We start from the raw sequence: 25,745 nt of genomic DNA, 5'->3' as shown, positions 1-25,745 counted from the left end.
TTAAATCATTTATGTTCAGACTAACACTTATTTATCTTTTCTTCTTTTTCTACACTGAAATTCACGCAGGCGGTATAAAAGGGATTATAACCAATACAAAAGGCGAAAGATTGCCTTTTACTTCTGTTATCGTAAAAGGACAAAACTCCGGAACGATGGCAAATGCCGAAGGAGCTTATCTGATGAATCTGAAGCCTGGTATATATGATGTGAATTTCCAGTTCTTGGGCTATAAAACTTTGACTAAACGTGTAACAATCAGTCAGGAATTTATCGAATTGAATATCAGATTAGAAGAGCAGACCGTCACGCTGAAAGAGGTAAAAATAAGTTCTAAAGAAGAGGATCCCGCTTACACCATTATGCGGAAAGCCATTGCAAAAAGCAAGATTCACCAAAAGCAGATTATTAGCTATCAGGCGAAAGCGTATGTCAAAAATTCAGTCCTACTCAATAAAATTCCCCTCGTTTTACGAAAGGATCTTAATAAGCAGAACATTAAAGAGGGTGTCCCTTTTCTGTCAGAATCGGTAATGGAAATTAGCTTTGAACAGCCTAATTCAAAATACACCAAGGTTTTTGGACAGAAGAGTACTTTTGATGGCATTTCGATGTCTGACGGTTTTTATCTTTTTGACTTCTACGACCCCGGCACTAATCGGGTTTCCCCATTGTCTCCTTTGGCTTTTAAATATTACAGATTTGAATATGAAGGATTCTTTGAAGATAGAGGATTAATTGTCAATAAAATTAAAATTATCCCGAAATCTTATGGAGATGGTGTATGGCAGGGCACAATTCATATCATTGATGATTATTGGAATATCCATAGCGTCGATGTAGAAACCATTGATAATGGACTGAATCTCAAACTAAGCCAGTATTATGGCCCTATAGAAAAAGTCTGGTTGCCCATCAATCAGCGGCTTGATTTTTCAGGGAAACTTTTTGGATTTGATTTCCTGATAAAAGCTCAGGTAAATGCTAATTATTCAACCATTAAAACTAATCCGGCTTTTGTTGAAGAAATAAAACTTATAGATGAAACCAAGGAGGGTAAATTTCAGGATGCACTTTCTAAAAAATCTTTAAAAAACTCAAAAACTGAAGAATTGCTGAAAGACCAGAAAGAGTTTTCGATAAAGAATATAAAGAAAATAATGAAGGATTTTGAGAAAGAGGAAAGGGAACGTGCTAAAGAAAAAAATCAGGATTTAGGTATTCTCAGTAGCGAAGTAATTGAAATTGACCCACAAGCTAGTGCCAGAGATTCAACTTTCTGGAGTTCAGTTCGGAATATTCCATTAACAACCGAAGAAAAGAAGAGTTATAAATTTGGAGATAGCATAAAAGTTGCCCGTGTTTTAAAAAGAGACAGTCTCAAGAAAGACTCCATTCGCAAATCGTGGCAATATTTTATTATGAACTATGATTTTAAACTCAAAAATGGCAAATACCTGCATTTCGAGCCACCTTATATGCCATTAGTCGGCTTAAACTATAATTCTGTAGAAGGCATAGTGGCAGACTTGGGTCTAGGATATAAAAATCATACACTTTTCAGTCCAAGAGTACCCTTTAAATACAATGTTTATGGCAATATTAGATATGCTTTTGAAGAAAAAGGCTTAAGAGGAAGACTAGGTTTTGAATTCGACAAAGGGCCTTCTAAACTAGCGGTTGGAGTAGGTAAATACATCACGCAGTTTGACCCAAACAGTTTTATTTTTGAATGGATGAACTCGGTGACGACGCTTCTCAATGAGCAGAACTTCCTGAAAATTTACGATAAAAAATATCTCACTCTCGGTTATACTTTCGAAAGAGACCCGAGATTATCTTTATCGACAAATATTGAATTGGCTAAAAGGTCTCCCTTAGAAAACCTGAGCAAGATTTATGTCATAAAAGACTATCCAAAAAATGGCTTCTCTGTCAATAATCCGCCAAGTATTGAACTAGGTGATGGCGCTTTCCCAAAACATAAAGCACTTATCTGGCAGTGGCAGGTAAGATGGACTCCATCTTCTAAGGTTACTATACGGAATGGCATACGAAAGATTTTGATGGGAAAAGCTCCGGCAATTACCCTTACCTATAAAAAAGGCATGATTGATACAGATTTTGACTACTTAAGTCTTAATATCAAACAAAATATCAGTCTTGGCCAATTGGGTAAATTAGATTATACGATTGAAGCAGGAGACTTTTTGAATGACAGGAAAGTATATCTGATGGATTTAAAGCATATCAATAATAACTACCTGAATGCGCTGCAGACAGGGTTATTCGCACGATATCGTTTATTGGAAACCCGTGTTCCTGTTCAGGGAGAAGAAAATATAACTTATCTGAATCCTTACAGATTTAGCACCAAAGGACGTTATTTACAGGGACATGTAATTAATGAGTTTAAGAAATTGCTTTTAACTCAGGTTCCGCTGGTTAGAATCTGGGGCTTAAAAGAAGATATATTTGTAAATTATCTTAATTCGCCTACCTTAAAGAATTATGTAGAGATTGGCTATGGAGTAGACGGCATTCTGAAAGCAATCCGTCTAGAAGCTGTTATGAGTTATGAGAATGGAAAGTACCAAAGGTGGGGTGTAAAACTGGGTGTAACTATGTAATAAACACTATATGAAATCGCTATTGCTAACTATCCTAAGCATGTTACCTTTTATTTCTGAACCAGATTTTTTTAAGAAACAATTAGAGTTTCCAAGAGTTGCCAAAGCTTATCATTCTAAGGGAAAAGAAGTTGACATACTATTAAGTTCCAATGATATTTATAATTCAAAATTCGACCTGTTTCTGCGTGCTTTAAAAAAAGAGCAAAAATTGGAAGTATGGGCTAAAAACAAGAATCAAAAAATTTTTACTTTAATTAAAACTTACGATTTCTGTACATTCTCGGGCACCTTAGGCCCAAAGAGAAAATCGGGAGACTTGCAGATTCCGGAAGGTGTTTATCAGGTAAGTAATTTCAATCCACAGAGCTCGTATCATCTTTCTTTTAAAATAAATTATCCGAATAAATCAGATTTGGTTTTTGCTGACAAAAAGAATCCAGGCAATGATATTTATATCCATGGCGATTGTGTCTCTATTGGATGCATTCCCTTGGGAGACGATAATATTGAAGAATTATATCTATTAGCAGCTAAAGCAAAAAATGCAGGAGGTATAATTCAGGTACATATATTTCCATCACACATGAATAGTAAAGCCTATTCAAAACTAAAATCCCATTATGAGGATAATCCCGACTTACTGTCGTTCTGGTCAAACTTAAAACCCGTGTACGAATCTTTCGAGAAAAACAAACAGCTACCTACTGTGAAAATCAATGCTGAAGGTAAGTATGAACTATTATAGCATATAAGAAAATCAACCTTAAAATCAATTTTCGGAAACAATTCCCATTTCATAGCGTATTATCATTATTAATAAATCGTTAGTCTTAAAAAGAACTGTACTTTTTCCTTAGAAAAAGGTATATTTGTTTTTAGACTACATAACTCTATGAAAAATCAAAATTTCTACTTTGGTAGACAAAGTATGCTTGTGCTTATTTTGTCTCTATTATCCACATTTCATTGCTTTTCCCAGGTTGAATTCCAGAAATTCCCAACTCATAATCAGATTTTTCAAAGGGATGAAAAAGATGAGGCGGTGATTCCTATTACAGGAACAGTGAATACTGCTCTAAGAGGCAAATTGACTTTAAAAATATGGCAGGAAGAAAGCTTGTATACAGAAAGCGAAATTAATCTTACTGGTCAAACCCAAATCAGTTTTACTCCTAAAATCAAGGCTGGTGAGCATAATTATTATGTAAAAGTGTACTTTAATGATAATGAAGTAAAAAAGGCTGATAGGGTAGTAGCTGGTGATATTTATTTGTTTTACGGCCAATCTAATGCGCTTGGCTATAGCGGTATTAATGAATACCGACCATTAAGAAGCGTTTACCTCCGCTATTTTGTAATGTATAATTTTGATAATAAGGAAAGTGAATGGCTGGTACCCTTTGAAACCTCACAATGGCCTGGGACAGGTCTGCTTCCTTTAGAATTAGAAAGAATGCTTTATGAGAAGCATAAATATCCTATTGGAGTGGTAGTAGGAGCAGTCGGTGGTGCTGATATTGCTACCTTGAATAACCGCAACGCTTCTAACCCTACAGATGTTCGCACTGATTATGGGAAGCTATTAACACAAGTAAACGCAAGCGGAATAAAGGATCAGATAAAATACTTGATTTTCAGACATGGTGAGAGCGATGCAACGTTTTACGGTTTATCTGAAACCTATCCGCATCAGTTTACCAAGCTCCTCACTTACCTGAAAACAGATATTCCTCATATAAAAAAGATATACAATTTCCAGACGAATATACTGAATACCCACAACACCAAAGCCGGTTTTTTAAGAGAGTTTCAGCGAAATTCTGAAAATGTATCTTCAATCATTACCAATATCAGTACGGTTGGCACGAAAGGTTACGATGGCTTACATTACCATACAGAAGGCTATCAGCAAACAGCCTTTGAATTATCCAGAATACTCGGGAAGGAGGTTTATGGAATCAAAGAATCAGCGGAGATTTATTCCCCTGATTTAAAAAAAACCTATTGGGAAAACAATCAATTGGTATTAGAATTCGATGAGAATATGCAGATGAAATATCCAAAAGATACAACTATCAACAATCATGTCTGGCGAATGAAAGACTTTATCTATATTGATGGTAAAAGTGGCTTAGTCAGTTCAGGAAGTGGGGTTGGAAATAAGATTTACCTCAATACGATAGCCAAAGGCTCATTTGTTTCTTATTTACCCTCTTCTTATGGTAATACTTCACCACTCTCTTTTTATGAGGGTACTCATTTTACCAATTCCTTAGGCATGCGGGCATTTAGTTTCGATAACGTAAATATCAAAAATAATCCTATTGAAGTCTCACCACATTTAGGGCCTTTGACACTCTATATTGATTCCACCACCAAATGTATTGGAACACAAGGAGAGGTGCATTATACCACCTACGAAGATGTTTCAGATGTTGTATTTAAGGTGCAATTATCAGATGAAAATGGGTCTTTCACTACAAGTAAAATTATTGGTGAGGGAAAAACATCGCCCATAACTGTGGGTTTTTCAGAAGATATTAAAGCTGGCAATAATTATAAAATTAGACTTATTGTTGATAATAAAACGAATGAAATGACCACCAACAGCTTTGCGGTTCAGATAAAGCCATCAGTTACCATTTCAACCGAAACACCGCAAATCAATGAAGGGTCGGCGGGAATTCTCCATTTGAAATTTACAGGGTTAGCTCCATTTGACTTCAGACTTTCTGACTCATCAGTTCATAGAGCAACAAAAAATGAATTAGATTTAATTGTAAAACCGCTGGCAACAACAACTTATTCTGTATTGGAAGTAAGAAATGTGTGTGGCAATGGTAAGGTAGAAGGCGCAGCTAAAATAGACGTGAAAAAGATAATTCTGGTGAACGAGCCGGGTAATTCTCAATTAATTAAGGTTTATCCGAATCCAGCTTCAGACTATTTTATGATTAACACGCACAATAAAGTCTTAACAGTTTTTAGGTTGTTCGATATCAACGGAAGATTAATTGAGGAAGCGCAGTTCTATGAACAACAGAAAATTTCCACAAAAAAATTGGATAAAGGGGTTTATTTTTATAAAATAGGAAGTGGCGAAATTATCAATTCCGGAAAAATAGTTATTCAGTAATTCAAATCTTTATATATACCTGATAGTTAAGCTTTTACCAAGCCATATTCACTTTGCAAAAATTTGGCACGTTTTTTTCTGATTTAATACTGAAAACATATCTGAAATCTTTTATTTGTGTTTAAACTAAGCCATTTTTACCTGAAGAATAGTTTTCTAAAACTTGTTTTGCCAATAGTATCTTGTTGGCAGGTATCTTACGCACAGATCTCTTATCAGAAATTCCCCCTTTCAAATCAGGTTCTTCAAAGAAATGAACAAAACGAAGCAATTGTTAATGTAAAAGGACTGATTACAGAAAGAAACCATTCTTCTATTAACCTGAAAATATTTCAGGAAGAAAATATAGTTTATGATAATACCATCAATGTTTCAGGTGTTGCTTCATTTGAATTTTCGCCAACAATCCGGGCAGGAAAATATAATTATTCGGTCAGACTATATTTAGATGGTAAGGAAGTAAAATCGGCTACAAGAGTAGCAGCCGGAGATGTATTTTTAGTTTATGGGCAGTCAAATGCTTTGGGTTATGGGGGTATAAATGAATACCAACCTGCCAAAGACCCATTTTTGCGGTACTATGTCATGTACGATTTTAACAATAATACTGGTGAATGGTTAGTGCCTTTTGAATCTTCACAATGGCCTGGGACAGGCCTGATTGCTCTAGAGTTGCAAAGGTTATTGAGCCAGAAATACAATTATCCTGTTGGGGTTGTGGTAGCAGCAGTAGGAGGGGCTGCTATCAAAGCTTTAAATGATAGAAATGCGCAAAATCCTTCAAATCCTAATGATAATTACGGCAAAATGCTTATTCAAGCTCATGCCAGCGGTTTGAAAGACCAGATTAAATATCTGGTATTCAGACATGGCGAAAGTGATGGTTATTATTTTGCTGATTCAGAAGCCTATCCTGAACAGTTTACAACATTGTACAACTATTTAAATAGTGATTTTCCTAATCTTCGTAAAATTTATAACCTGCAGGCAAATATTTTAACACAATCTAATCATAAAGCAGGGTTTTTAAGAGATTTTCAGAGACGTACTAAATATTTATATCCCAAAATCAGTACACTGAGCACAGTTGGTACAAGAGGGTATGATGGGCTCCATTATGTCTTTGAAGGCTATCAACAAACAGCTTTTGAATTATCAAGGCTTATTGGAAGAGAGATTTATGGCAATTTTGAATCAAATGAAATTTATTCACCTGATATTCAAAGAATTTATTGGGAAGGTAACCGATTAGTATTGGAATTTGATGCGGGTATGCAAATGATATATCCGAAAGATTCTACAGCAAACTTCACATTAAGAAGTATGAAAGATTATATCTACGTGGATGGGAAAAACAATGTTGTGCAGTATGGAGAGGGGATAGGCAACAAGATTTATTTGAGTTTAGCCAATATTAATAATCCTAAAACAGTCTCATACTTACCTGACTGGTTTGCAGATAATACTTATCCGTTTTATAATGGCGTACATATCAAGAACAGTTGGGGTATGCGGGCTTTTAGCTTTGATAATGTGCAGATTGGTGGACAAGCACCCGAAATACCTACTACTCCTGACCCTCCGACAAACCCGGAGCCACCAGTCAATCCAGACCCACCAACTAATCCTGAACCTCCGGTAGATCCTCCCGGCCCAAACAACCCAGACCCTCCGGTTACGCCTACTTCATTAGATTTAACAGTAAGTACAAATGAAGAAATGATGGTTAAATTGACATGGAATGGAGATGCCCAAACCAAATATCATATATTCAGAAGTGTAAATAACGCTAATAATCTCACTGAAATAGGAACTATTAAAGGCGATAATTATTATGATACACAAGTAGAGTTGAATAATACATACTATTATAAAGTTACTTCTGAAACAGCGCAATCGGCTGTAAAAGATGTGCTGTTAAAGTGCCTTGATAGCGTCTTATTAAAAAATATAACGCAACTGGCTTATATCGGTGCCAATACTTCAATTACGGCAATCATTTCGTTAAATAGCACAAAACAACTAACTTTGGAAGCAAATAAATTTATAGACCTGAATCCCGGTTTTGATGCCTCACATGGGAGTGTCTTTACAGCCCAAATAGGTGGATGTAAAAACGAATAAACGGTCTTTCGTAACAATATAAAAGATTACATGCTTCTTTTCTTTCAGCCAAATATTTCTCAGAATCATTTCCTTGATGTTGAAGACTCCCGTCACTGTGTCAAAGTTTTAAGAAAAACTACCAAAGATATCATTCATATTGTGGATGGTGTAGGAGGGCTGTATGAGTGTGAAATCATTAAAGGCAATGATAAGAAATGTGAGTTTAAGATTATTTCGGAGCAGAAAAATTTTCAGCAAAGAGATAGTTATTTGCATATTGCTATTGCACCCACTAAAAATGCAGACAGGTTGGAATGGTTTATTGAGAAATGTGTTGAAATAGGAATAGATGAAATTTCGTTAATACAAACAAAGCATTCAGAACGAAAACAACAGAAAGTAGAAAGGCTCGAAAAAATAGCTATTTCTGCTATGAAACAATCGCTAAAAGCATATTTGCCGAAAATCAATGAATTAATGCCTTTTGATAAATTTCTACAAACGGTCAAGCAGGAACAAAAGTTTTTGGCGCACCTGACTGATGATTCACAACCTTTAGTAAGTTTGCTAAAACCCCAATCATCTTATTGCATCATGATTGGCCCGGAAGGAGACTTTTCAAGTGAAGAGATTTTGCAGGCGAAACACGAAAACTTTGTATGGGTTACTCTAGGAAATGCAAGATTACGAACAGAAACCGCAGGCCTAGTTGCCTGTACTTTAAGCAACAATTTGCTTCGATAAAATACAATTAACCGCTTAGATTAATTCGATGAAAAAGATTATTAAAATTTCTTTACTAAGTCTGTCGTTGATTTTTGCCTTACTTATACAGGCAATTGCCCAACAACCCACTTTGAAAATTGCCAAACTACGCTATGGTGGTGGTGGAGATTGGTATGCCAATAAAACGTCTCTACCAAACCTGATTAAGTTTTGTAATCAGAATCTGAAAATGAATTTATATCCCGAAGAGGACATTGTTGAGGTGGGTAGCGGAGATATTTTTCAATACCCGTTCATTCATATGACTGGTCACGGCAACGTAGTTTTTACAGATGCAGAAGTGCAGAACCTACGTAAATATCTTATTTCTGGTGGTTTTTTGCATATTGATGATAATTATGGTTTGAATAAATTCATCAGACGAGAAATGAAAAAAGTATTTCCTGAATTAGAATTTATTGAGTTACCCTATAATCACCCAATCTATCAGCAGAAGTATAAATTTCCGGCGGGATTGCCTAAAGTGCATGAACATGATAACCAGCCTCCACAAGGCTTTGGATTGATCTGGCAGGGGCGATTGGTTTCTTATTTCAGTTTTGAGTGTGATTTAGGAAACGGGTGGGAAGACCAGAGTGTCTATCACGATCCTGAGGAGCTTCGCCTGAAAGCTCTCCAAATGGGGGCAAATTTAGTGCAATACGCTTTTACGAATTATTGATAAAATACGAATTGGATAATTCGTAGAATAAGATTTGGACATTTTAAAGAACTTTCTTGTTTCTTTTGCAACAAGGTAACATTTTTGTCAATTTTGGCGTTTACCCCGTATATTTGTATTTTAATCTAATTACTTAATATAACAAAATGGTTGCCGCTTTATCGTTTTTTATTGGACACTGGTACTTATCATTGTTTAGCCAAACATTCTTTTTGCACAGATATTCTGCGCATAAAATGTTCACTATGAATAAGTTCTGGGAAAAATTCTTTTATTTTCTTACTTACGTTTCACAAGGTTCATCTTATCTTAATCCACGCTCTTATGCTATTTTACATCGCATGCACCACGCTTATAGCGATACAGAAAGAGACCCTCATTCACCACATCATACTGAAAACGTATTTACCATGATGTGGAAAACCAAAGAGATTTATAATGCCTTATTGAATTATAAATATAAAATCGAAGAAAGATTTGAAAAGGATTTACCTGAATGGAAAATCATTGATAAAATCGGCGATACCTGGATTTCAAGAATCAGCTGGGGAACAAGTTATGTATTATTTTATGTATTAGGCTTTTTCTATTTTGATATCCACTGGGGATTCTTTTTCTTATTACCGATTCACTTTCTGATGGGCCCAATTCACGGTGCTATTGTAAATTGGAGTGGTCATAAATACGGATATCAGAATTTTGATAATAAAGATGAGTCTAAAAACTCATTATTCTTTGACTTCCTGATGTTAGGTGAATTATTCCAAAATAACCACCACATGCATCCGATGTCGACTAATTTCGGAAAGAAATGGTATGAGATAGACCCAACTTATCCGGTTATTAAGTTCCTTACCTGGACAAAGATTATTAAGCCAAAACGAGCGGCAAAGAACTCCGTTCATACACATACTCACACTCATTAAAAAAAATGGGCATTCATAACAAATCGTTAGAATGCCCATTTTTTATCATTTTTGATAATCCTTATTGAGGGTTACTCTTCAATTCTTCGTCTAAATGTCTTTTCAGACTTCTACAGGTACTTTCCAAAATCTCAATCATTTTCTTATCTCCTGTAGAATCAGCTACCATCTGAGCCACATTTCCAACAATATCTATGGCAAAATGCTTCATTTCGTCTGAGGCCATATCTTTTGTCCAAAGGTTAATTCCTAATAAACCTTTATGATAATGGTCCCATACACTTATTGAAATGGCTTTACTTTCATTGATTCCCTCATTTGGATTCTCTGTAGCATCCCAGAAAATTTTCTCCGGGATTCTGGTATCGTCTAGTTCGACAGTAAAATTAATTTCTGATTTCTTCATTCAACTAATATTAGATAAGTAAAACGGGTTCTTAATCCGTGTCGTTTATGATTCTATGAGCAGTGCAATACTTAAGTCATAGTTACAAAATTATTTTTTCTGTCAGAAAGTTCAAAATCCATGTAAAATTCTGGTAAAGTCTTTTTCTTTTCTGATGGTAAATTGACCAAAATGTGACTTTTCAATGAAAAAATTTAATTAACATGAGTGTGCATGAGAGAATAATTCGATATAATCTGTATCTTTGGTACAAGGAAATACCTTAATTGCTCTAATGATTAACCTTTCGCGTCTGCTTAAACTTTATTTATTTCTTATCTGTCCTCTGCTTGTCTTTGCCCAAAAGATTGACCGTGAAGCATTGGTTAACAGACATAAAGTTTTAGTAAAGTCATTAGATACCCTATCTTCTCTCACTGTTGGTAATGGTAGTTTCGCCTTTACTGTTGATGCTACCGGACTACAAACTTTCCCTGATTATTATGCTAACGGAATACCGTTAGGTACACAATCAGAATGGAGCTGGCATAGCTTCCCAAATAAAGAAAACTACTCAATTGAAGAGGGTTTTAAAGAGATGAATAGCCATGGACGAAAAGTTATTTATACGCCGCAGTTTTCAGAGCCGCAACGAAAAAAAGACGCAATCAATTTCCTGCGTCAAAATCCGCATAGGGTACATCTTGGAAATATTGGCTTCGAATTGTATAAAAAAGATGGTACAAAGGCTCAGATTAATGATATAAGCCAAGTTGACCAGACACTCAATTTATGGACAGGAGAGATTATAAGCCATTTTGTATTTGATGGTCAGCCAGTCAATGTAAAAACCGTTAGCCATCAACAAAAAGATGTGATAGGTGTTTCAGTTGAGTCTCCTTTGCTAAAAACCGGGCAGTTAATGGTACGAATAAGAATTCCTTATCCGACTGATAAATTTTTGGATAATGGCAATAATTGGGCTAACGCAGATAAACATTCATCAATTGTTACCAAACAAGGTGAAAAGCGAGTAGCTATTCAGCATAAAATAGATAATCTAAACTATGCTATAGCATTTGCCTCAGACCAGAATATTAAGTCTCAAATCAGACAATCGCATTATTTTATCATTCAGCCATCTATCCAAACTGATAAATGGTCTTTTACCTGTGATTTTGCTGAAAAAGCACCATCAACTATTCCATTAACTTTTGCAGCAATCGAAACAAATAGTCAGCAAGGCTGGAATAAATTCTGGAACTCTGGCGGGGCGATAGATTTTTCAGGAAGTACTGATACTCGGGCTAATGAATTAGAAAGACGAATTATCTTATCTCAATATCTTACAAAAGTACAAGGAACAACCAATACGCCTCCTCAAGAAACCGGATTGACCTATAATAGCTGGTTTGGTAAGCCTCATTTAGAGATGCACTGGTGGCATAGTGTTCATTTTGCTTTGTGGGGAAGAATAGATTTATTGGAAAAAAGTCTTGATTGGTATAGAATTGCTTTGCCAACCGCAAAGAAAATTGCGCAGCGACAAGGATTCAGAGGAGCAAGATGGCAAAAAATGACAGATAATAAAGGCGGTGAAACCGGTTCTTCAGTGGGGGCTTATCTTATCTGGCAGCAACCCCATATTATTACTTTTGCCGAGTTGTGCTATCGTGAAAAACCAACTAAACAAACACTCGAAAAATACAAAGAGCTGATTTTTGAGACAGCCCATTTCATGGCTTCTTATGCGTATTTTGATAAACAAAAAGGTAAATACATTTTAGGCAAGGGACTCATCCCTGCTCAGGAAAGATTCAAACCGGAAGAGACCTTTAACCCAACCTATGAAATTAATTACTGGTATTGGGCATTAAATGCTGCGCAAAACTGGCGAAAAAGGCTTGGCCTGCAGCCTGATAAATCATGGCAGGAGGTAATTGATAAATTATCCCCTCTGCCTGTAAAAGATGAAGTTTATTTGGCCACTGAAAGCTCTCCTGATTCTTACACAAATCCTCTATATTTAACCGACCACCCATCAGTATTGGCTACTTTTGGCATGCTGCCAGAAACACCTATGCTTGATACCAAAATCATGAAAAATACTTTTGAAAAAGTATGGAAAGTTTGGCATTGGGATGATACCTGGGGCTGGGATTTTCCGATGGTCGCCATGTCAGCTACTCGCTTGGATATGCCTGAATATGCCATTGATGGTTTATTGATGAATATCAGAACGAATACGTATCTGAATAATGGTCATAATTTTCAAGACCAAAGACTAAGATTATATATGCCAGGTAACGGAGGTTTATTAACGGCTGTAGCCTTAATGTGTGCCGGATATGATGATTGTAAAATAACTAATCCAGGTTTTCCAAAAGATGGAAGCTGGAAAGTGCAGTGGGAAGGTTTGAAAAAGTTTTTTTAGAATATAAAGCTATGATGCAGAGAGTCGCTCTTAAAATGAAATTACATGCAGGTCAAACGGAAGAATATAAACGCCGTCATGATGAGTTGTGGCCTGAAATGAAAGAATTATTAAAAAGCATTGGCATTGAAGATTATGCCATTTTTCTGGATGAGGAAACAAATATTCTGTTTGCTTCGCTGAAAATTGAAAATCCGGAGCTTTTAGATACTCTGCCCCAAACTGAAACGGTGAAACGTTGGTGGACTTATATGGCTGATATTATGGATACTAATCCTGATAAATCGCCTGTTTCAGTTTCATTAAAAGAAGTCTTTTACTTACCCTAATACATAAACCTTTATGAACGCAATTCTTGGAATTATTTTTCATTTTATCGGTGGCTTTGCTTCCGGTAGCTTTTATATTCCTTATAAAAACATTAAAAAATGGTCGTGGGAGAGTGGTTGGATTATAGGAGGCGTGGCCTCATGGATCATTGCTCCCTGGCTTTTTGGTTTTCTGACCGTCAAAGATTTAATACCAAGTATTCAGTCAGCTGACAGCCAGACTATCTTCTATACCATCTTATTTGGTGTATTGTGGGGTTTTGGTGGGCTTACCTACGGGCTTACCATGCGTTATTTGGGTGTTTCATTAGGTGTCGCTGTTGCTTTAGGTTTCTGTGCGGCATTTGGTACACTTATTCCACCGATTTATGAAGGTCGTTTTGGTGAATTAATGGCCACAAGTTCTGGACAAATCACTCTGGGAGGGGTGGTTCTTTGTGTGATAGGGATTTTTGTGTGTGGTAAAGCAGGAATGATGAAAGAAAAAGAATTGGACGATAAGGCCAAACAAGAAACTGTCAAAGAGTTTAATTTGAAAAAGGGGTTATTGGTTGGGACTTTCTGTGGCATTATGAGTGCCTGTTTCGCTTTCGGATTAGCAGTTGGTGCACCCATAGCCACTCAGGCTGAAACCAATGGGACAGACCCGCTATTTAAGAATAATGCAATTTTGCCGGTATTATTGATTGGCGGATTTGCCACCAATTTTGTCTGGTGTATGATTCTCAATTTCAAAAATAAGTCTTTTGGTGATTACTCCAATAGTAAAGCACCTTTAAAAAACAATTATTTATGGGCTTTACTGGCAGGAGTAACCTGGTATTTTCAGTTCTTTTTCTATGGAATGGGGCAGTCTAAACTAGGTAAATCGTTAGACTTTGCTTCCTGGACGCTCCATATGGCTTTCATTATTCTAGTAGGTACACTTTGGGGACTATTTTATAAAGAGTGGAAAGGTGCAAGTACTCCAACCATGCGTGTTTTGTATATTGGTTTATTCCTGATAGTACTTTCTTCGGCTTTTATCGGAATGGGAAGCTATTTCGTTCATTAAACTATTATTTATATGTTAAGATCAATTAAACTGATGGCCATTAGTTTGGCAGTCACATGGCAGGGCTATGCCCAGGTGCAAGCACCAGCCTCTACTCTACATTCAGATGCGCTACATACTGCAAAGCCTGATTATCCTACTTTATATGGCACAACAAAGCCTGAAGATATTATTAGTGTGATGAATAGAGTAAAAAGTTATTTAGATAAAGCCACTCCAATTAAAGTAGTAGATAAAAATACGAATGCTGAAATCAGCGATTACTCAAAAATTAATATGAACTCAATTGTATTAAAAGGAGATTTCAGTCTGACCAGTTATGAATGGGGAGTCACTTATGAGGCTATGCTTCTGGCAGGCGAAGTAACAGGCGATACATCATTTACTAATTATACCACCAAAAGATTCAAGTTTCTGGCTGATGTAGTGCCTTATTTCAGAGAAGTTTACAAAACAAACCCTCAAACTTCGTTGAGACAAATCATTGCCCCTCATGCTTTAGACGATTGTGGGGCTATGTGTGCAGCTATGATTCGCGCAACAAAGAGTGGTTTGATGAGGAATACTAATTTAAGACCAATTATTGACAATTATATTAATTATATTTTCACTAAAGAGTTGCGTCTGAAAGATGGCACTTTGGCCAGGAACAGACCATTGCCCAATACTTTATGGCTGGATGATATGTTTATGGGCGTGCCGGCCATTGCCCAAATGGGAAGCCTGACGGGAGATAAAAAATATTATGACGATGCGGTTAAGCAAGTCTTACAGTTTTCAAGGAGAATGTTCAACAAAGACCTAGGCATTTATATGCATGGTTGGGTACAAGAAATGGAGACGCATCCCGAATTCCATTGGGCAAGAGCCAACGGCTGGGCAATTCTGACAATGGTAGAATTATTGGAAGTATTACCTGAAAACCATCCAGGCAGGGCAGCTGTACTTAATCAGCTAAAAGCGCATGCAAAAGGATTAGCTGCACAACAATCAGGTTCAGGTTTCTGGCACCAATTACTTGACCGTCACGATTCTTACCTGGAAACTTCTGCCACAGCTATTTATACTCATAGCATCGCCAAAGCCATAAACAGAGGTTGGTTAGATGCCACCACTTATGGCCCAATGGCTCTATTAGGTTGGAATGCCGTAGCAACTAAAGTAAATGAAAAAGGCCAGATAGAAGGTGTTTGTGTGGGAACAGGAATGGGTTTTGACCCTGCTTTCTATTACTATCGTCCTGTAAATGTATACGCAGCGCATGGCTATGGCCCGGTTCTCTTAGCAGGTTCAGAAATGATAAAATTATTGAAAAGCAAAAAGTTTGATTTAAATGATAGTGCGGTAATATTTAGCAAATAATAGTTTTGCATGATAGACACCAACAAAAAAGGACACCTCTGAGGGTGTCCTTTTTGCGTAAATAAGGTTTTTATCAAATAGAGCCAAATACTCTTTTCAATAAATCGGTGGTTCTGGCCCAAGGGTTTTCTCTGATTTTGGCTTCTTCGTTTTCAACTAATATAAACAACCCGTCGATGGCTTTTTGAGTTGCATACCCTTTCAAATCAGGGTTTACTTTTTGCACAAAAGGCAATCTATTATAAGTATTAGCTAAATCGGTGTAATATCTTGTTGCTTGTGTTTTTTGTAAAGCTTTTTCAACAACAGGTGAAAAGGCTGCTATTAATTGATCTGAAGTCGTGCGTTTCAGATACATAGTGGCTGCATTTTTTTCTCCTCTCAGAATTCCCCACGCATCAGAAATATTCATACTAAAAATGGCATTAATGAAAATAGGCTTAGCTTCCTTGGCTGCTTCTTCTGCGCCTCTGTTTAAAGCCATTACAAATTTATCCACTTCGCCACCCAAACCTACCTTTCTCAAAGCTGCTTCCACTTTTGCTACTTCTGGAGGAAACGCAATTTTAATGATTGGATTCAGATAATACCCATTCAATCTTGATGCACTATCAGCACCCTTATTAATTCCTACCTGAAGTGCCTGTTTTAAACCTGATATAACCTCTTCCGTACTCAAACCACCACCTTGGGTAGATTTAGAAATATTGTCTAAAACTTTACCCAGATTTATTTTCTGCCCCGCACAACTCTGTAGGCTTAAAACACTAATAATCAACGAAAGAATAAGTAATCTTCTCATTTTTGACGCGTTTAAAATTGTTTTTTTTGAATTAATAATTGTCTTACTAACGAATGAACATCGAAAATTGTATTTTTGTGCAAATTAAGAAATTGTTCAAGCCTAATTTCCTAAATTAAAATGAGTAGCATTTAAACACCCATATTTTTGCAAAGGTATCTCATTTTTCATTAAGACAATTCAAACAATTTCTGGTTTAATTCATACTTAAGAAAATAACAAAAACCCGTGCCACATCTATGAGACAGATTTTAGCGGAAGTAGTAACAATTGGTGATGAAATTTTGTACGGACAAATAACCGACACAAATACCCAGTGGATGAGTACTGAATTGGATAAAATTGGAATCAAAACAGTGCGAAAGTCATCGGTAGGAGACCAGGAGGATAAAATTTTGCAAATTCTGCCAGAAGCGGAATCAAGGGCTGATATTATATTATTAACAGGAGGATTAGGCCCCACCAAAGACGATATAACTAAGAAAACTCTCTGCAAATATTTTGATGACGAACTAATCATCAATGACGATGCCTTAGCTTTTATCACAGAATTTTTTACAAAAAGAGGGCGACCGATGACGGAGTTAAATCGACTACAAGCAATGGTGCCTAAACATTGCACCTATCTCGCGAATAAAACCGGTACAGCGCCAGGAATGTGGTTTGAAAAATCAGAAGGTTCGGCAAAAGGCAAAATTTTTGTTTCAATGCCGGGTGTTCCTCATGAAATGAAGTATCTGATGGCAAACGAAGTAATTCCCAGACTAAAGAAATACTTTGAAACACCGATAATATATCATAAAATGATTCGAACGATTGGGGTAGGTGAGTCATTTCTGGCAGAGAAAATTGAAAAATGGGAGGATAGTTTACCGCAACATATTAAATTAGCGTATCTCCCGAGTTTCGGCCAGGTACGTTTAAGACTGACCGGAGTAGGTGAAAATGAAGAAATTCTGAAACAAGAGGTACAAAATGAAGTTGATAAAGTATTACCTTTAATTCAATCCTTTATTTTCGGATACGACGATGATGATCTAGAAGTGGCTTTGGGCAAACTCTTAAAAAGTAAAGGCAAAACCGTTTCAACGGCAGAAAGTTGTACAGGTGGATTTATCTCACACCTATTCACTAAGGTTCCGGGAAGTTCGGCCTATTTTATGGGTGGGGTTGTGAGTTATGATAATTCAGTAAAAGTTAATGTTCTCGGTGTAAAATCTGAAACCATTGAAACCTATGGAGCGGTAAGTGAAGAAACCGTAACGCAAATGGCCGAGGGTGTGAGAGGATTAATGAAGACCGATTATGCGATTGCTACCAGCGGTGTGGCTGGCCCTGAGGGTGGAACACCTGAAAAACCTGTAGGCACACTTTGGATTGCCTGTGCAATGGAAGGAAGGACTATAGCCCGCAAAATTCAGATGTCTAACCAGAGAGAAACTAATATAAATTATGGAAGTGTGGTGGCCATGAATCTTTTGAGAAAAATGCTGAATGGCGATTATGAATCATAGGGAAATATTGTTTTTTGACCAAAAAGGATAATTAAAAAAGCTACCTTTGCTGTCAGAATGATATTTGTTTAATAATTATTTTAAGCATATCCTCAATTTGACATCAACAAAATCTAAAAATAGACTATGGCGCTTGTAGAAATGATAATGCCTAAGATGGGTGAAAGTATATTTGAATGTACTGTATTGAGTTGGTTGAAAAATGTAGGCGATAAAATAGAATCAGATGAAATGATTCTTGAAGTGGCAACCGATAAAATCGATACAGAGATAGGCTCGGCTTTTGATGGCATTCTGAAACAAATACTGGTTCAAAAGGGAGAAATTGCCACTATAGGTAAACCCATATGTATTATTGAAACAGATGCTGAAAATACACCTGTTTCTAAAGATAAACAGGCCGCTGTAACAACACCAGTAGAAGAAAAAGAAATTGAAAACGTAGCTAATGAGCTGGAAAAACAATCACAATTAACTTCGATTCTTATTGAAAATGCTGAGCCAAAGGCTAATTCGCTGACTGGTCGTTTTTATTCACCTTTAGTACAGAATATTGCCAAAGAAGAAAACATATCAAGCGAAGAATTAGAAAGTATCAAAGGCTCAGGCGCAGAAAATCGTGTGACCAAAGATGATATTCTGGCATACGTAAAACAGAAAAAAGAAAAAGGAATACAAGCGGTTTCTAGTCCATCAATAGCTATACCTGCTCAGCCAGCAACCTATATTCCAAGCTCAACTGACCAGATTATAGAAATGGACAGAATGAGAAAAATGATTGCTGAAAGAATGGTGGAGTCGAAAAGAATATCAGCTCACGTTACCTCATTTGTTGAAACGGATATGACGAATATCTCCTTATGGAGAGATAAAATCAAAAAGAAATTTCATGAGGAAACCGGCGAAAATATTACTTTTACACCATTATTAATTGATGCGGTAGTAAAAGCAATTAAGGATTTTCCTTTAATTAATATTCAGGTAGATGGTGAAAAAATCATCCGTAAAGGAAAAATTAATATAGGTATGGCGGTAGCTTTACAATCAGGAAACCTGATTGTTCCGGTAGTACATGAAGCTGATTCTTATAGTTTAATTGGCCTTACCAAAAAGGTAAATGAACTTGCCAATCGTGCCAGGGCGAATAAACTAAAGGCCGATGATTTATCTGATGGAACTCTGACGGTATCTAATATTGGTTCATTTGGTAATATTGCAGGCACACCAATTATCATGCAACCACAGGTGTCGATTCTGGCGTTTGGTGTAATTCAGAAAAAGGTTTCAGTCATAGAAACCCCTCATGGCGATACCATTGGTATCCGCCAGAAAATGATAATTTCTCATTCTTATGACCATCGGGTTGTAGATGGCTCCTTGGGAGGCCAATTCGTAAAGCGTGTTTCGGATTATCTTGAAAATTTTGATTTAGATAGAAAATTGTTTTAGTATATTTAAGAGGTCTGACAGTTCAGACCTCTTATTATTTTATGCAATAACTCATAAAGATAATGAAACCCAGACTAGGAAGCCGCCTTGCTAATATAAGCAACAGTCTGATAATATTAAAAACCTTTCAAACACTTTGAAAAGACAATCCAAAACCGGAAATTTAGTGAATGCCCAGTCATGTATTACCAACCATGAAAACAGAACCAGAAAAGGTTACCATTATGGTGAATACCTTTTTGACCGGGAATAGTAAAGTTAAACAAGTCCTATATTTTATAAATGATTTTCGACTTGAAAACTAAATCCAAAAACCGGAGATTTAAGGGACGCCCAGTCTTGCATTACTAACCATGAAAACGGAACCAGAAAAGGTTACCAATATGGTGGGAAACTTTTTGAAAGAGACCAAGAATGTTAAGCCAGTTCTGTATTTTAATAAATAATTTTTGATTCAAAAACACTCGATTTGTTTTAAAATCTAACATTAAAGCGAGAACTTTGAGATTCGAACTTTGAACCACCTGAAGATGCTTTTTAATTCGCTAGAGTTTTTAATATTTTTTCCTGTTGTCACGCTTCTTTATTTTGCTCTTCCGCACAAATACCGCTGGTTTCACTTATTGGTAGCAAGCTGTATTTTTTATAGCTTCTTTATCCCTTACTATATACTTATCCTTTTTTTTACCATCATCATTGATTACTTTGCCGGAATCTGGATAGAGCAATCTCACGGAAAGAAAAGGAAATGGGCGTTGGTGATGAGTTTAGTGGCAAATATCGGCGTATTGGCAATTTTTAAATATTACAACTTCTTTATTGAGAATTTTAATTCAGTCTTGTTCAAAATCAATCCTGAACAACTTCTACCTTATTGGGATATTATCCTACCCATTGGCTTGTCGTTCCACACGTTTCAAGCCATGAGTTATACCATTGAGGTGTATAGGGGAAATCAGAAAGCCGAGCGGCACTTTGGTATTTATGCTTTATATGTCATGTTTTACCCCCAATTAGTAGCAGGTCCAATTGAGCGTCCACAAAATGTGATACATCAGTTTTATGAAAAACATAATTTTGATTACAATATGGTTGTCAGTGGGCTTCGCCTGATGCTGTGGGGAATGTTCAAAAAAGTAGTCATTGCTGATAGGCTTGCCAAATTTGTAAACCTGATTTATAATAATCCTACAGAATATCAGGGATTACCGCTTATTGTAGCCACAATATTCTTCACCTTTCAGATATATTGCGATTTTTCTGGTTATTCGGATATTGCTCTGGGTTCGGCTCGCGTGATGGGCTTTGAACTGATGAAAAACTTTGATAGACCTTATTTATCTAAATCAGTAGGAGAGTTCTGGCGACGTTGGCATATATCACTTTCTACCTGGTTTCGTGATTACCTTTATATACCATTAGGTGGAAACCGTGTTTCAAAGCCTCGACAATACTTTAATCGTTTTTTTGTGTTCATGGTAAGTGGTTTATGGCATGGTGCTAATTGGCATTATGTAATATGGGGAGCATTGCATGGATTTTACTTGATTGTTGGTCAAATTACTGGTGCATTTCAAAGGAAAATTACAGGTGTTAAAACCTCGCTGGAACATGCTACCATTCCTCAAAAACTGCTTCACGGGGCAATTACATTTGTATTAGTAGCCTTTGCCTGGATTTTCTTTAGAGCCAATACAAATGCAGATGCTATTTATATTGCCAAAAATATTTTCAAAGCCCCATCACATTCTTTAGACCATGTGCTATACATGATCGGTAAAAATGAACTATATTTAATTATCATTTCATTCGTTATCATGGAAGTAGTTCAGTGGTTGCAGAGAGGTAAAAACTTATCATCCTGGATTGATGCCAAACCACGCTGGCAAAGATGGGGGGCATATTATCTGGTACTTTTTATGATTTTATGCTATGGTGTTTATAATAATTCACAATTTATTTATTTCCAATTTTAGATATGAAAAACGAAGGATTTGACCCACAGGAAATAGCCGAACTAAAAGCCGAATGTCAGCAGGAAGGACAAAACTATGTAATAGTAGAGGATGAAGACGGCATGAATGATTCAGGCGAATTTGCACATTTTCAGTTTGTTGGCAAGCATAATGGACAGGAAGTAATTTATGATGCCGTAATGGGAACATTACGCTTAAATCATAGCAGTCTGGTTTTTGAAGAGGCGGAGAACAGAATGAAAAAATCTTACCCAGACTACATAGAGGTAGATAAACGTAAACCCAATTACAAGGTCAATAAAGACATGGAATTGATGCTGGAAGAAATAATAGAAGAATTGGAAGAAGAAGAAGTGATTCAGGTAGCAGAGACTTTAGAGATTGACGAAGACTTTGAGTACGGTATTGGTTTAGATATTGCCTTGAATGTAGAAGAGATTGACAGTGAAGTCATTACTAAATTCGTGAATGAATTTAATGCAGGTACGTTAAAGCTTGACCCGACTTTATATAGCTTCATGAGTGAGGAAGAGTAATCATCGGCAATCAGAACAATTATGGCAGGCAATTTCGATAAAAACAATAGCTTTACAGGTACATCTGATTATGTAGCAACCAGAGAACTGCAAACAGCAGTAAATGCTTCTATATCCTTGCAAAGACCTTTGCTTATAAAGGGCGAGCCTGGTACTGGCAAAACACTTCTGGCTTTTGAGGTTGCCAGGGCTTTAGGAAAGCAACTTTTTACCTGGCATATTAAGTCTACTACAACTGCTCAGCAAGGCTTATATGAGTATGATGCGGTTTCTCGCTTGCGTGATTCTCAATTAGGTGATACCCGAGTGAATCATGTGGAGAATTATATTAAGAAAGGTAAAATCTGGGAGGCATTCGATACCGACGAGCAGAGTGTATTATTGATTGATGAAATTGATAAAGCCGATATTGAATTTCCAAACGATTTATTGCAGGAACTCGACAGGATGGAGTTCTATTGTTATGAGTTAAAGCAAACCATAAAAGCCAAACATCGACCAATTATTATTATCACATCTAATAATGAAAAGGAACTGCCTGATGCTTTTCTGCGTCGTTGCTTCTTCCATTTTATCCGATTCCCGGATAAGGAAACCATGCAACAAATTGTTGATGTACATTATCGGGGCCTTGAAGAAGCATTACTTACAAATGCGTTGAAAACTTTCTTTGGTATCAGAGAAATCAAAAACCTGAAGAAAAGACCTTCAACAAGCGAATTAATAGATTGGTTGAAATTGCTTCTGGTTGGTAGAGTATCAGCTAATGATTTGAATGATTTAAGTGAGATTAACGAAATACCACCATTTTTAGGTGCTTTGTTAAAGAACGAATCAGATTATGATTTATACAAAGCGCTGAGAGAAAAAGGAATTAAATAACACCATTTAAAATATCTACAAAATTGCTTTTAGATTTCTTCTATCATCTTAAAAGTAATAAACTTCCGGTTTCATTGAGAGAGCACTTGACTTTACTGGAGGCTCTCGACAGGGAAGTGATTGCCTATAATGTAGAGGAGTTTTATTTTTTAAGTAAGGCCATTTTTGTTAAGCACGAACAAAACCTTGATTTGTTTGATAGATTGTTTGGCCAATTCTTTGGGGATTCTGAAAATATCCCTGTTGAGAAAATATTGGCGAATATCAATGAAGATTGGCTAAAAACAAATTTACTAAAAGAACTGACCGACGAAGAAAAGGAAGCCATAAAAGCAATGGGTGGACTGGAGGAGTTGCTTAATAGATTTCGGGAATTATTAGAGGAGCAAAAAGAAAAACATGAAGGGGGAAGCAAATGGATTGGTGCAGGTGGTACATCTCCGTTCGGTAATTCCGGATATAATCCTGCCGGAGTCAGAATAGGAGGGAACAGTGGTAGGAAAAGCGCTGTTAAGGTGTGGGATAAAAGAGAGTTTAAAAACTACGATGAAGACCTTGAATTGAATACCCGAAATACAAAAATGGCGTTACGACGCTTAAGGATATTAACAAGAGAAGGGGTGGAGGATGAACTGAATTTAGATGAGACAATCCACAAGACCAGCGAGAATGCAGGTCTCCTGGATATTAAAATGCAAGCATCCAAGCAGAACCGGGTGAAGATACTTTTGTTGTTAGATGTGGGTGGCTCAATGGATGATTATATTGAAGAATGCTCAACTCTTTTCTCTTCGGCCAAATATCAGTTTAAACATTTAGAACACTATTATTTCCATAATTGCATCTATGAGAATTTATGGAAAGATAATGGGCGACGATATGAAGACAAGATTTCTACCTGGGAGGTCCTGAATAAATATAATAAAGACTACAAGGTTATTTTTGTAGGAGATGCCTCCATGTCTACCTGGGAATTATCAGAACCAAGGGGAAGTGTGGAACATTATAATGAAGAATCAGGCTTAACCTGGTTGGCAAGGTTCAAAGATAAATTCCCGAATCTTGTCTGGTTAAACCCGATTAATGATGGTTATTGGCAATATACCAGTACCATTAAGCAAATCAGAGAGTGGACAGATGAACGCATGTTTCCTATAACTATTAATGGTATTGAAAAAGCCATGAAATGCCTTAAGAATAGGAAATTGAAGTATTGAATCAGATATTTTTCAGGAATTCAATCGTATTCACTCCATCTGCAAAATCATTTAAATGTGGTGATTGTGCTTCTCCGAAATCAAAACTATTCTTAAAAGTCCTTTCTTTAGATACAATACACTGAATCTTTTCCTGATGGTTTGAAATTAACTCCTTCAAATGGTTTTCACTCTCATAATATTCAAAATGACAAACCGAAATAGCTGACACCAAAGCAGTATCTTCCTTTAATAATAAAAAGCCATTATCAAAATGTGGTGTTTTGTTTACGAGTAATACCGACTTATTATAGTCGTAGTTGTTATTATACTTATGGTGAATGCTGATAGTACTCCAGTACTCTATAGATTCGTAGAATTTATCAAATGTATAACCCTTTGGGACAAACATTTTCGAAACATTTCTGCAACCGAGTCCAAAGTATTGAAAAATATCATTGCCCAGATTAGCTAAATGCGTTCTCGACTCTGCACCTGTCAGAATAGCGACTGAAGTTCGGTTCTTGCGAATAATATGTGGTATTTTAGAAAAATAGTACTCAAAATGTTTAGCTGTATTATCGCTTCCGGTAGCAATCATCGCTTCGGCTGCATTCAGTTTATCTACCACTCGGATCAATTCTTTAAGCTCAGGATTAATCTCAAATATTTTATGAATGAGAAAACGCATCAGAATAGAATCACTTGAGCTTAACTTAACCATAGCGATATTTCCACTCAAAACCACACATAGCAAGTCATGAAATCCTACAACAGGAATATTTCCTGCCATTACAATCCCCACTTTTTTTGGACTAATATTTGTTTCAATATGGTTAGCGACAACAAAGTTTTCTAATTGTTCTTTATTGAGATAATATTTAGCTGTATTATTCAGGGCTAATTTTACGTTATCTTCTGTAAACCAGGCATTTTCATTGCGGGTGGCATAAGACCATTGTTTAATCAGTTCAGCGTTATTTTCATCAAGTATGAAATCCCCTAATTGTGAAAATGTAAGTATAAGGTCTTTTAATTGCATTATTTTTAGAAAAAATGATTTGTATCTTAAAAACCTACAAAAATACGACTAAATTGAAACTTTGAAGCCGTATATTTGTTGATTATTTGAAAACTACTAAAAATATAGAGAGAGTATGGCGATAATGATTACAGACGAATGTATCAATTGTGGTGCATGCGAGCCTGAATGCCCAAACACGGCGATTTATGAAGGTGGAGTAGAATGGACATGGGGTGGAGGAACAAAATTGACAGAAGTTGAATTAGGAGATGGTTCGATTATCGGTGGTAAAGACCCGATGTCGCCTGTTTCTGATGAATTTTATTATATAGTTACAGATAAGTGTACCGAATGTCATGGTTTTCACGAAGAACCACAATGCGCAGCCGTTTGCCCGGTTGACTGTTGTGTCCCTGATCCTGATAACGTTGAAGACGATGATACGCTTGCGGCTAAAAAATCTTGGCTTCATGCTGAAGCATAATATTTAATATTGATATAAATTTGGCTCTCCATATTCGGTGCCTGCATGAGAAATCATGCAGGCACTTTTT

General features: G+C 36.4%; 21 protein-coding genes. 18 read left to right on the top strand and 3 right to left on the bottom strand.

Annotated features, from left to right (window positions below; genetic code table 11):
- Positions 1-11 precede the first annotated feature (11 nt).
- From D0T08_RS19185 to D0T08_RS19155, 7 genes are all read left to right on the top strand, one after another.
- Positions 12-2,630, top strand: coding sequence for a DUF5686 and carboxypeptidase regulatory-like domain-containing protein (locus tag D0T08_RS19185; protein ID WP_116984305.1), 2,619 nt, complete (start codon positions 12-14; stop codon positions 2,628-2,630).
- A gap of 10 nt (positions 2,631-2,640) precedes the next feature.
- A complete protein-coding gene (locus D0T08_RS19180) occupies positions 2,641-3,378 on the top strand; it encodes a murein L,D-transpeptidase family protein (protein ID WP_116984304.1) in 738 nt (245 codons plus the stop codon).
- A gap of 147 nt (positions 3,379-3,525) precedes the next feature.
- A complete protein-coding gene (locus tag D0T08_RS19175) occupies positions 3,526-5,769 on the top strand; it encodes a sialate O-acetylesterase (RefSeq protein ID WP_116984303.1) in 2,244 nt (747 codons plus the stop codon).
- Between the two features lie 168 nt (positions 5,770-5,937).
- Positions 5,938-7,893: a sialate O-acetylesterase gene (locus tag D0T08_RS19170; RefSeq protein WP_158561309.1), complete on the top strand. Its 1,956-nt coding sequence runs from the start codon at positions 5,938-5,940 to the stop codon at positions 7,891-7,893.
- A 30-nt stretch (positions 7,894-7,923) separates the two neighbouring features.
- Positions 7,924-8,619, top strand: a complete 696-nt coding sequence (locus D0T08_RS19165; protein WP_116984301.1) for a 16S rRNA (uracil(1498)-N(3))-methyltransferase — start codon at positions 7,924-7,926, stop codon at positions 8,617-8,619.
- Between the two features lie 28 nt (positions 8,620-8,647).
- A complete protein-coding gene (locus D0T08_RS19160; RefSeq protein ID WP_116984300.1) occupies positions 8,648-9,322 on the top strand; it encodes a DUF4159 domain-containing protein in 675 nt (224 codons plus the stop codon).
- Between the two features lie 146 nt (positions 9,323-9,468).
- Entirely contained in the window at positions 9,469-10,248 is a 780-nt protein-coding gene (locus tag D0T08_RS19155) for an acyl-CoA desaturase (RefSeq protein WP_116984299.1), read from the top strand.
- A 61-nt stretch (positions 10,249-10,309) separates the two neighbouring features.
- Here the strand turns inward: D0T08_RS19155 and gldC are convergent, their stop codons facing one another.
- Complete coding sequence (gene gldC, locus D0T08_RS19150) at positions 10,310-10,654, bottom strand: gliding motility protein GldC (protein ID WP_116984298.1); 345 nt, start codon at positions 10,652-10,654, stop codon at positions 10,310-10,312.
- A gap of 274 nt (positions 10,655-10,928) precedes the next feature.
- On the opposite strand from gldC, the gene D0T08_RS19145 reads away from it, so the two are divergent.
- The 4 genes from D0T08_RS19145 to D0T08_RS19130 are packed head-to-tail and all read left to right on the top strand — an operon-like array spanning position 10,929 to position 15,812.
- A complete protein-coding gene (locus tag D0T08_RS19145) occupies positions 10,929-13,067 on the top strand; it encodes a hypothetical protein (RefSeq protein ID WP_116984297.1) in 2,139 nt (712 codons plus the stop codon).
- Positions 13,068-13,078: 11 nt separating this feature from the next.
- Entirely contained in the window at positions 13,079-13,396 is a 318-nt protein-coding gene (gene rhaM, locus D0T08_RS19140) for an L-rhamnose mutarotase (protein WP_229238997.1), read from the top strand.
- Positions 13,397-13,409: 13 nt separating this feature from the next.
- Positions 13,410-14,450 (top strand): L-rhamnose/proton symporter RhaT, encoded by a 1,041-nt coding sequence (rhaT, locus tag D0T08_RS19135; RefSeq protein WP_116984296.1) that lies wholly within the window; start codon positions 13,410-13,412, stop codon positions 14,448-14,450.
- A 12-nt stretch (positions 14,451-14,462) separates the two neighbouring features.
- Positions 14,463-15,812 carry a glycoside hydrolase family 105 protein gene (locus tag D0T08_RS19130; RefSeq protein WP_116984295.1) on the top strand — a complete coding sequence of 450 codons (1,350 nt, stop codon included), beginning with the start codon at positions 14,463-14,465 and terminating at the stop codon, positions 15,810-15,812.
- Positions 15,813-15,885: 73 nt separating this feature from the next.
- On the opposite strand, the gene D0T08_RS19125 is transcribed toward D0T08_RS19130, so the two are convergent.
- Positions 15,886-16,614, bottom strand: coding sequence for a DUF4197 domain-containing protein (locus D0T08_RS19125; protein WP_116984294.1), 729 nt, complete (start codon positions 16,612-16,614; stop codon positions 15,886-15,888).
- A 239-nt stretch (positions 16,615-16,853) separates the two neighbouring features.
- Between D0T08_RS19125 and D0T08_RS19120 the strand changes: the two genes are divergently transcribed.
- From D0T08_RS19120 to D0T08_RS19095, 6 genes are all read left to right on the top strand, one after another.
- Positions 16,854-18,128: a competence/damage-inducible protein A gene (locus tag D0T08_RS19120; RefSeq protein ID WP_116984293.1), complete on the top strand. Its 1,275-nt coding sequence runs from the start codon at positions 16,854-16,856 to the stop codon at positions 18,126-18,128.
- Between the two features lie 126 nt (positions 18,129-18,254).
- A complete protein-coding gene (locus tag D0T08_RS19115) occupies positions 18,255-19,577 on the top strand; it encodes a dihydrolipoamide acetyltransferase family protein (protein WP_116984292.1) in 1,323 nt (440 codons plus the stop codon).
- Between the two features lie 530 nt (positions 19,578-20,107).
- Complete coding sequence (locus D0T08_RS19110) at positions 20,108-21,553, top strand: MBOAT family protein (RefSeq protein ID WP_116984291.1); 1,446 nt, start codon at positions 20,108-20,110, stop codon at positions 21,551-21,553.
- Between the two features lie 2 nt (positions 21,554-21,555).
- Complete coding sequence (locus D0T08_RS19105) at positions 21,556-22,089, top strand: hypothetical protein (protein ID WP_116984290.1); 534 nt, start codon at positions 21,556-21,558, stop codon at positions 22,087-22,089.
- A 21-nt stretch (positions 22,090-22,110) separates the two neighbouring features.
- The gene (locus tag D0T08_RS19100) at positions 22,111-22,971 is read left to right on the top strand and encodes a MoxR family ATPase (RefSeq protein ID WP_116984289.1); all 861 of its coding nucleotides are present in this window, start codon (positions 22,111-22,113) and stop codon (positions 22,969-22,971) included.
- Between the two features lie 23 nt (positions 22,972-22,994).
- Complete coding sequence (locus D0T08_RS19095; RefSeq protein WP_116984288.1) at positions 22,995-24,188, top strand: VWA domain-containing protein; 1,194 nt, start codon at positions 22,995-22,997, stop codon at positions 24,186-24,188.
- A 1-nt stretch (position 24,189) separates the two neighbouring features.
- Here the strand turns inward: D0T08_RS19095 and D0T08_RS19090 are convergent, their stop codons facing one another.
- Positions 24,190-25,209 (bottom strand): acyl-CoA reductase, encoded by a 1,020-nt coding sequence (locus tag D0T08_RS19090; protein ID WP_116984287.1) that lies wholly within the window; start codon positions 25,207-25,209, stop codon positions 24,190-24,192.
- Between the two features lie 115 nt (positions 25,210-25,324).
- Between D0T08_RS19090 and D0T08_RS19085 the strand changes: the two genes are divergently transcribed.
- Positions 25,325-25,675 carry a 4Fe-4S dicluster domain-containing protein gene (locus tag D0T08_RS19085; RefSeq protein WP_116984286.1) on the top strand — a complete coding sequence of 117 codons (351 nt, stop codon included), beginning with the start codon at positions 25,325-25,327 and terminating at the stop codon, positions 25,673-25,675.
- Positions 25,676-25,745 lie beyond the last annotated feature (70 nt).

The organism is Emticicia sp. C21, from assembly GCF_003418935.1.
Classification (GTDB): domain Bacteria; phylum Bacteroidota; class Bacteroidia; order Cytophagales; family Spirosomataceae; genus Emticicia.
This window is presented reverse-complemented; position numbering and strand designations above follow the sequence as displayed.

Excerpts from the sequence above, each read along its gene's own strand:
- D0T08_RS19160 (WP_116984300.1), top strand. The coding sequence starts at position 8,648 with ATGAAAAAGATTATTAAAATTTCTTTACTAAGTCTGTCGTTGATTTTT.
- D0T08_RS19145 (WP_116984297.1), top strand. The coding sequence starts at position 10,929 with ATGATTAACCTTTCGCGTCTGCTTAAACTTTATTTATTTCTTATCTGT.
- D0T08_RS19110 (WP_116984291.1), top strand. The coding sequence starts at position 20,108 with ATGCTTTTTAATTCGCTAGAGTTTTTAATATTTTTTCCTGTTGTCACG.
- D0T08_RS19105 (WP_116984290.1), top strand. The coding sequence starts at position 21,556 with ATGAAAAACGAAGGATTTGACCCACAGGAAATAGCCGAACTAAAAGCC.
- D0T08_RS19175 (WP_116984303.1), top strand. The coding sequence starts at position 3,526 with ATGAAAAATCAAAATTTCTACTTTGGTAGACAAAGTATGCTTGTGCTT.
- D0T08_RS19130 (WP_116984295.1), top strand. The coding sequence starts at position 14,463 with ATGTTAAGATCAATTAAACTGATGGCCATTAGTTTGGCAGTCACATGG.
- gldC (WP_116984298.1), bottom strand. The coding sequence starts at position 10,654 with ATGAAGAAATCAGAAATTAATTTTACTGTCGAACTAGACGATACCAGA.
- D0T08_RS19090 (WP_116984287.1), bottom strand. The coding sequence starts at position 25,209 with ATGCAATTAAAAGACCTTATACTTACATTTTCACAATTAGGGGATTTC.
- D0T08_RS19155 (WP_116984299.1), top strand. The coding sequence starts at position 9,469 with ATGGTTGCCGCTTTATCGTTTTTTATTGGACACTGGTACTTATCATTG.
- D0T08_RS19180 (WP_116984304.1), top strand. The coding sequence starts at position 2,641 with ATGAAATCGCTATTGCTAACTATCCTAAGCATGTTACCTTTTATTTCT.
- D0T08_RS19120 (WP_116984293.1), top strand. The coding sequence starts at position 16,854 with ATGAGACAGATTTTAGCGGAAGTAGTAACAATTGGTGATGAAATTTTG.
- rhaT (WP_116984296.1), top strand. The coding sequence starts at position 13,410 with ATGAACGCAATTCTTGGAATTATTTTTCATTTTATCGGTGGCTTTGCT.
- rhaM (WP_229238997.1), top strand. The coding sequence starts at position 13,079 with ATGATGCAGAGAGTCGCTCTTAAAATGAAATTACATGCAGGTCAAACG.
- D0T08_RS19125 (WP_116984294.1), bottom strand. The coding sequence starts at position 16,614 with ATGAGAAGATTACTTATTCTTTCGTTGATTATTAGTGTTTTAAGCCTA.
- D0T08_RS19100 (WP_116984289.1), top strand. The coding sequence starts at position 22,111 with ATGGCAGGCAATTTCGATAAAAACAATAGCTTTACAGGTACATCTGAT.
- D0T08_RS19085 (WP_116984286.1), top strand. The coding sequence starts at position 25,325 with ATGGCGATAATGATTACAGACGAATGTATCAATTGTGGTGCATGCGAG.
- D0T08_RS19115 (WP_116984292.1), top strand. The coding sequence starts at position 18,255 with ATGGCGCTTGTAGAAATGATAATGCCTAAGATGGGTGAAAGTATATTT.
- D0T08_RS19185 (WP_116984305.1), top strand. The coding sequence starts at position 12 with ATGTTCAGACTAACACTTATTTATCTTTTCTTCTTTTTCTACACTGAA.
- D0T08_RS19165 (WP_116984301.1), top strand. The coding sequence starts at position 7,924 with ATGCTTCTTTTCTTTCAGCCAAATATTTCTCAGAATCATTTCCTTGAT.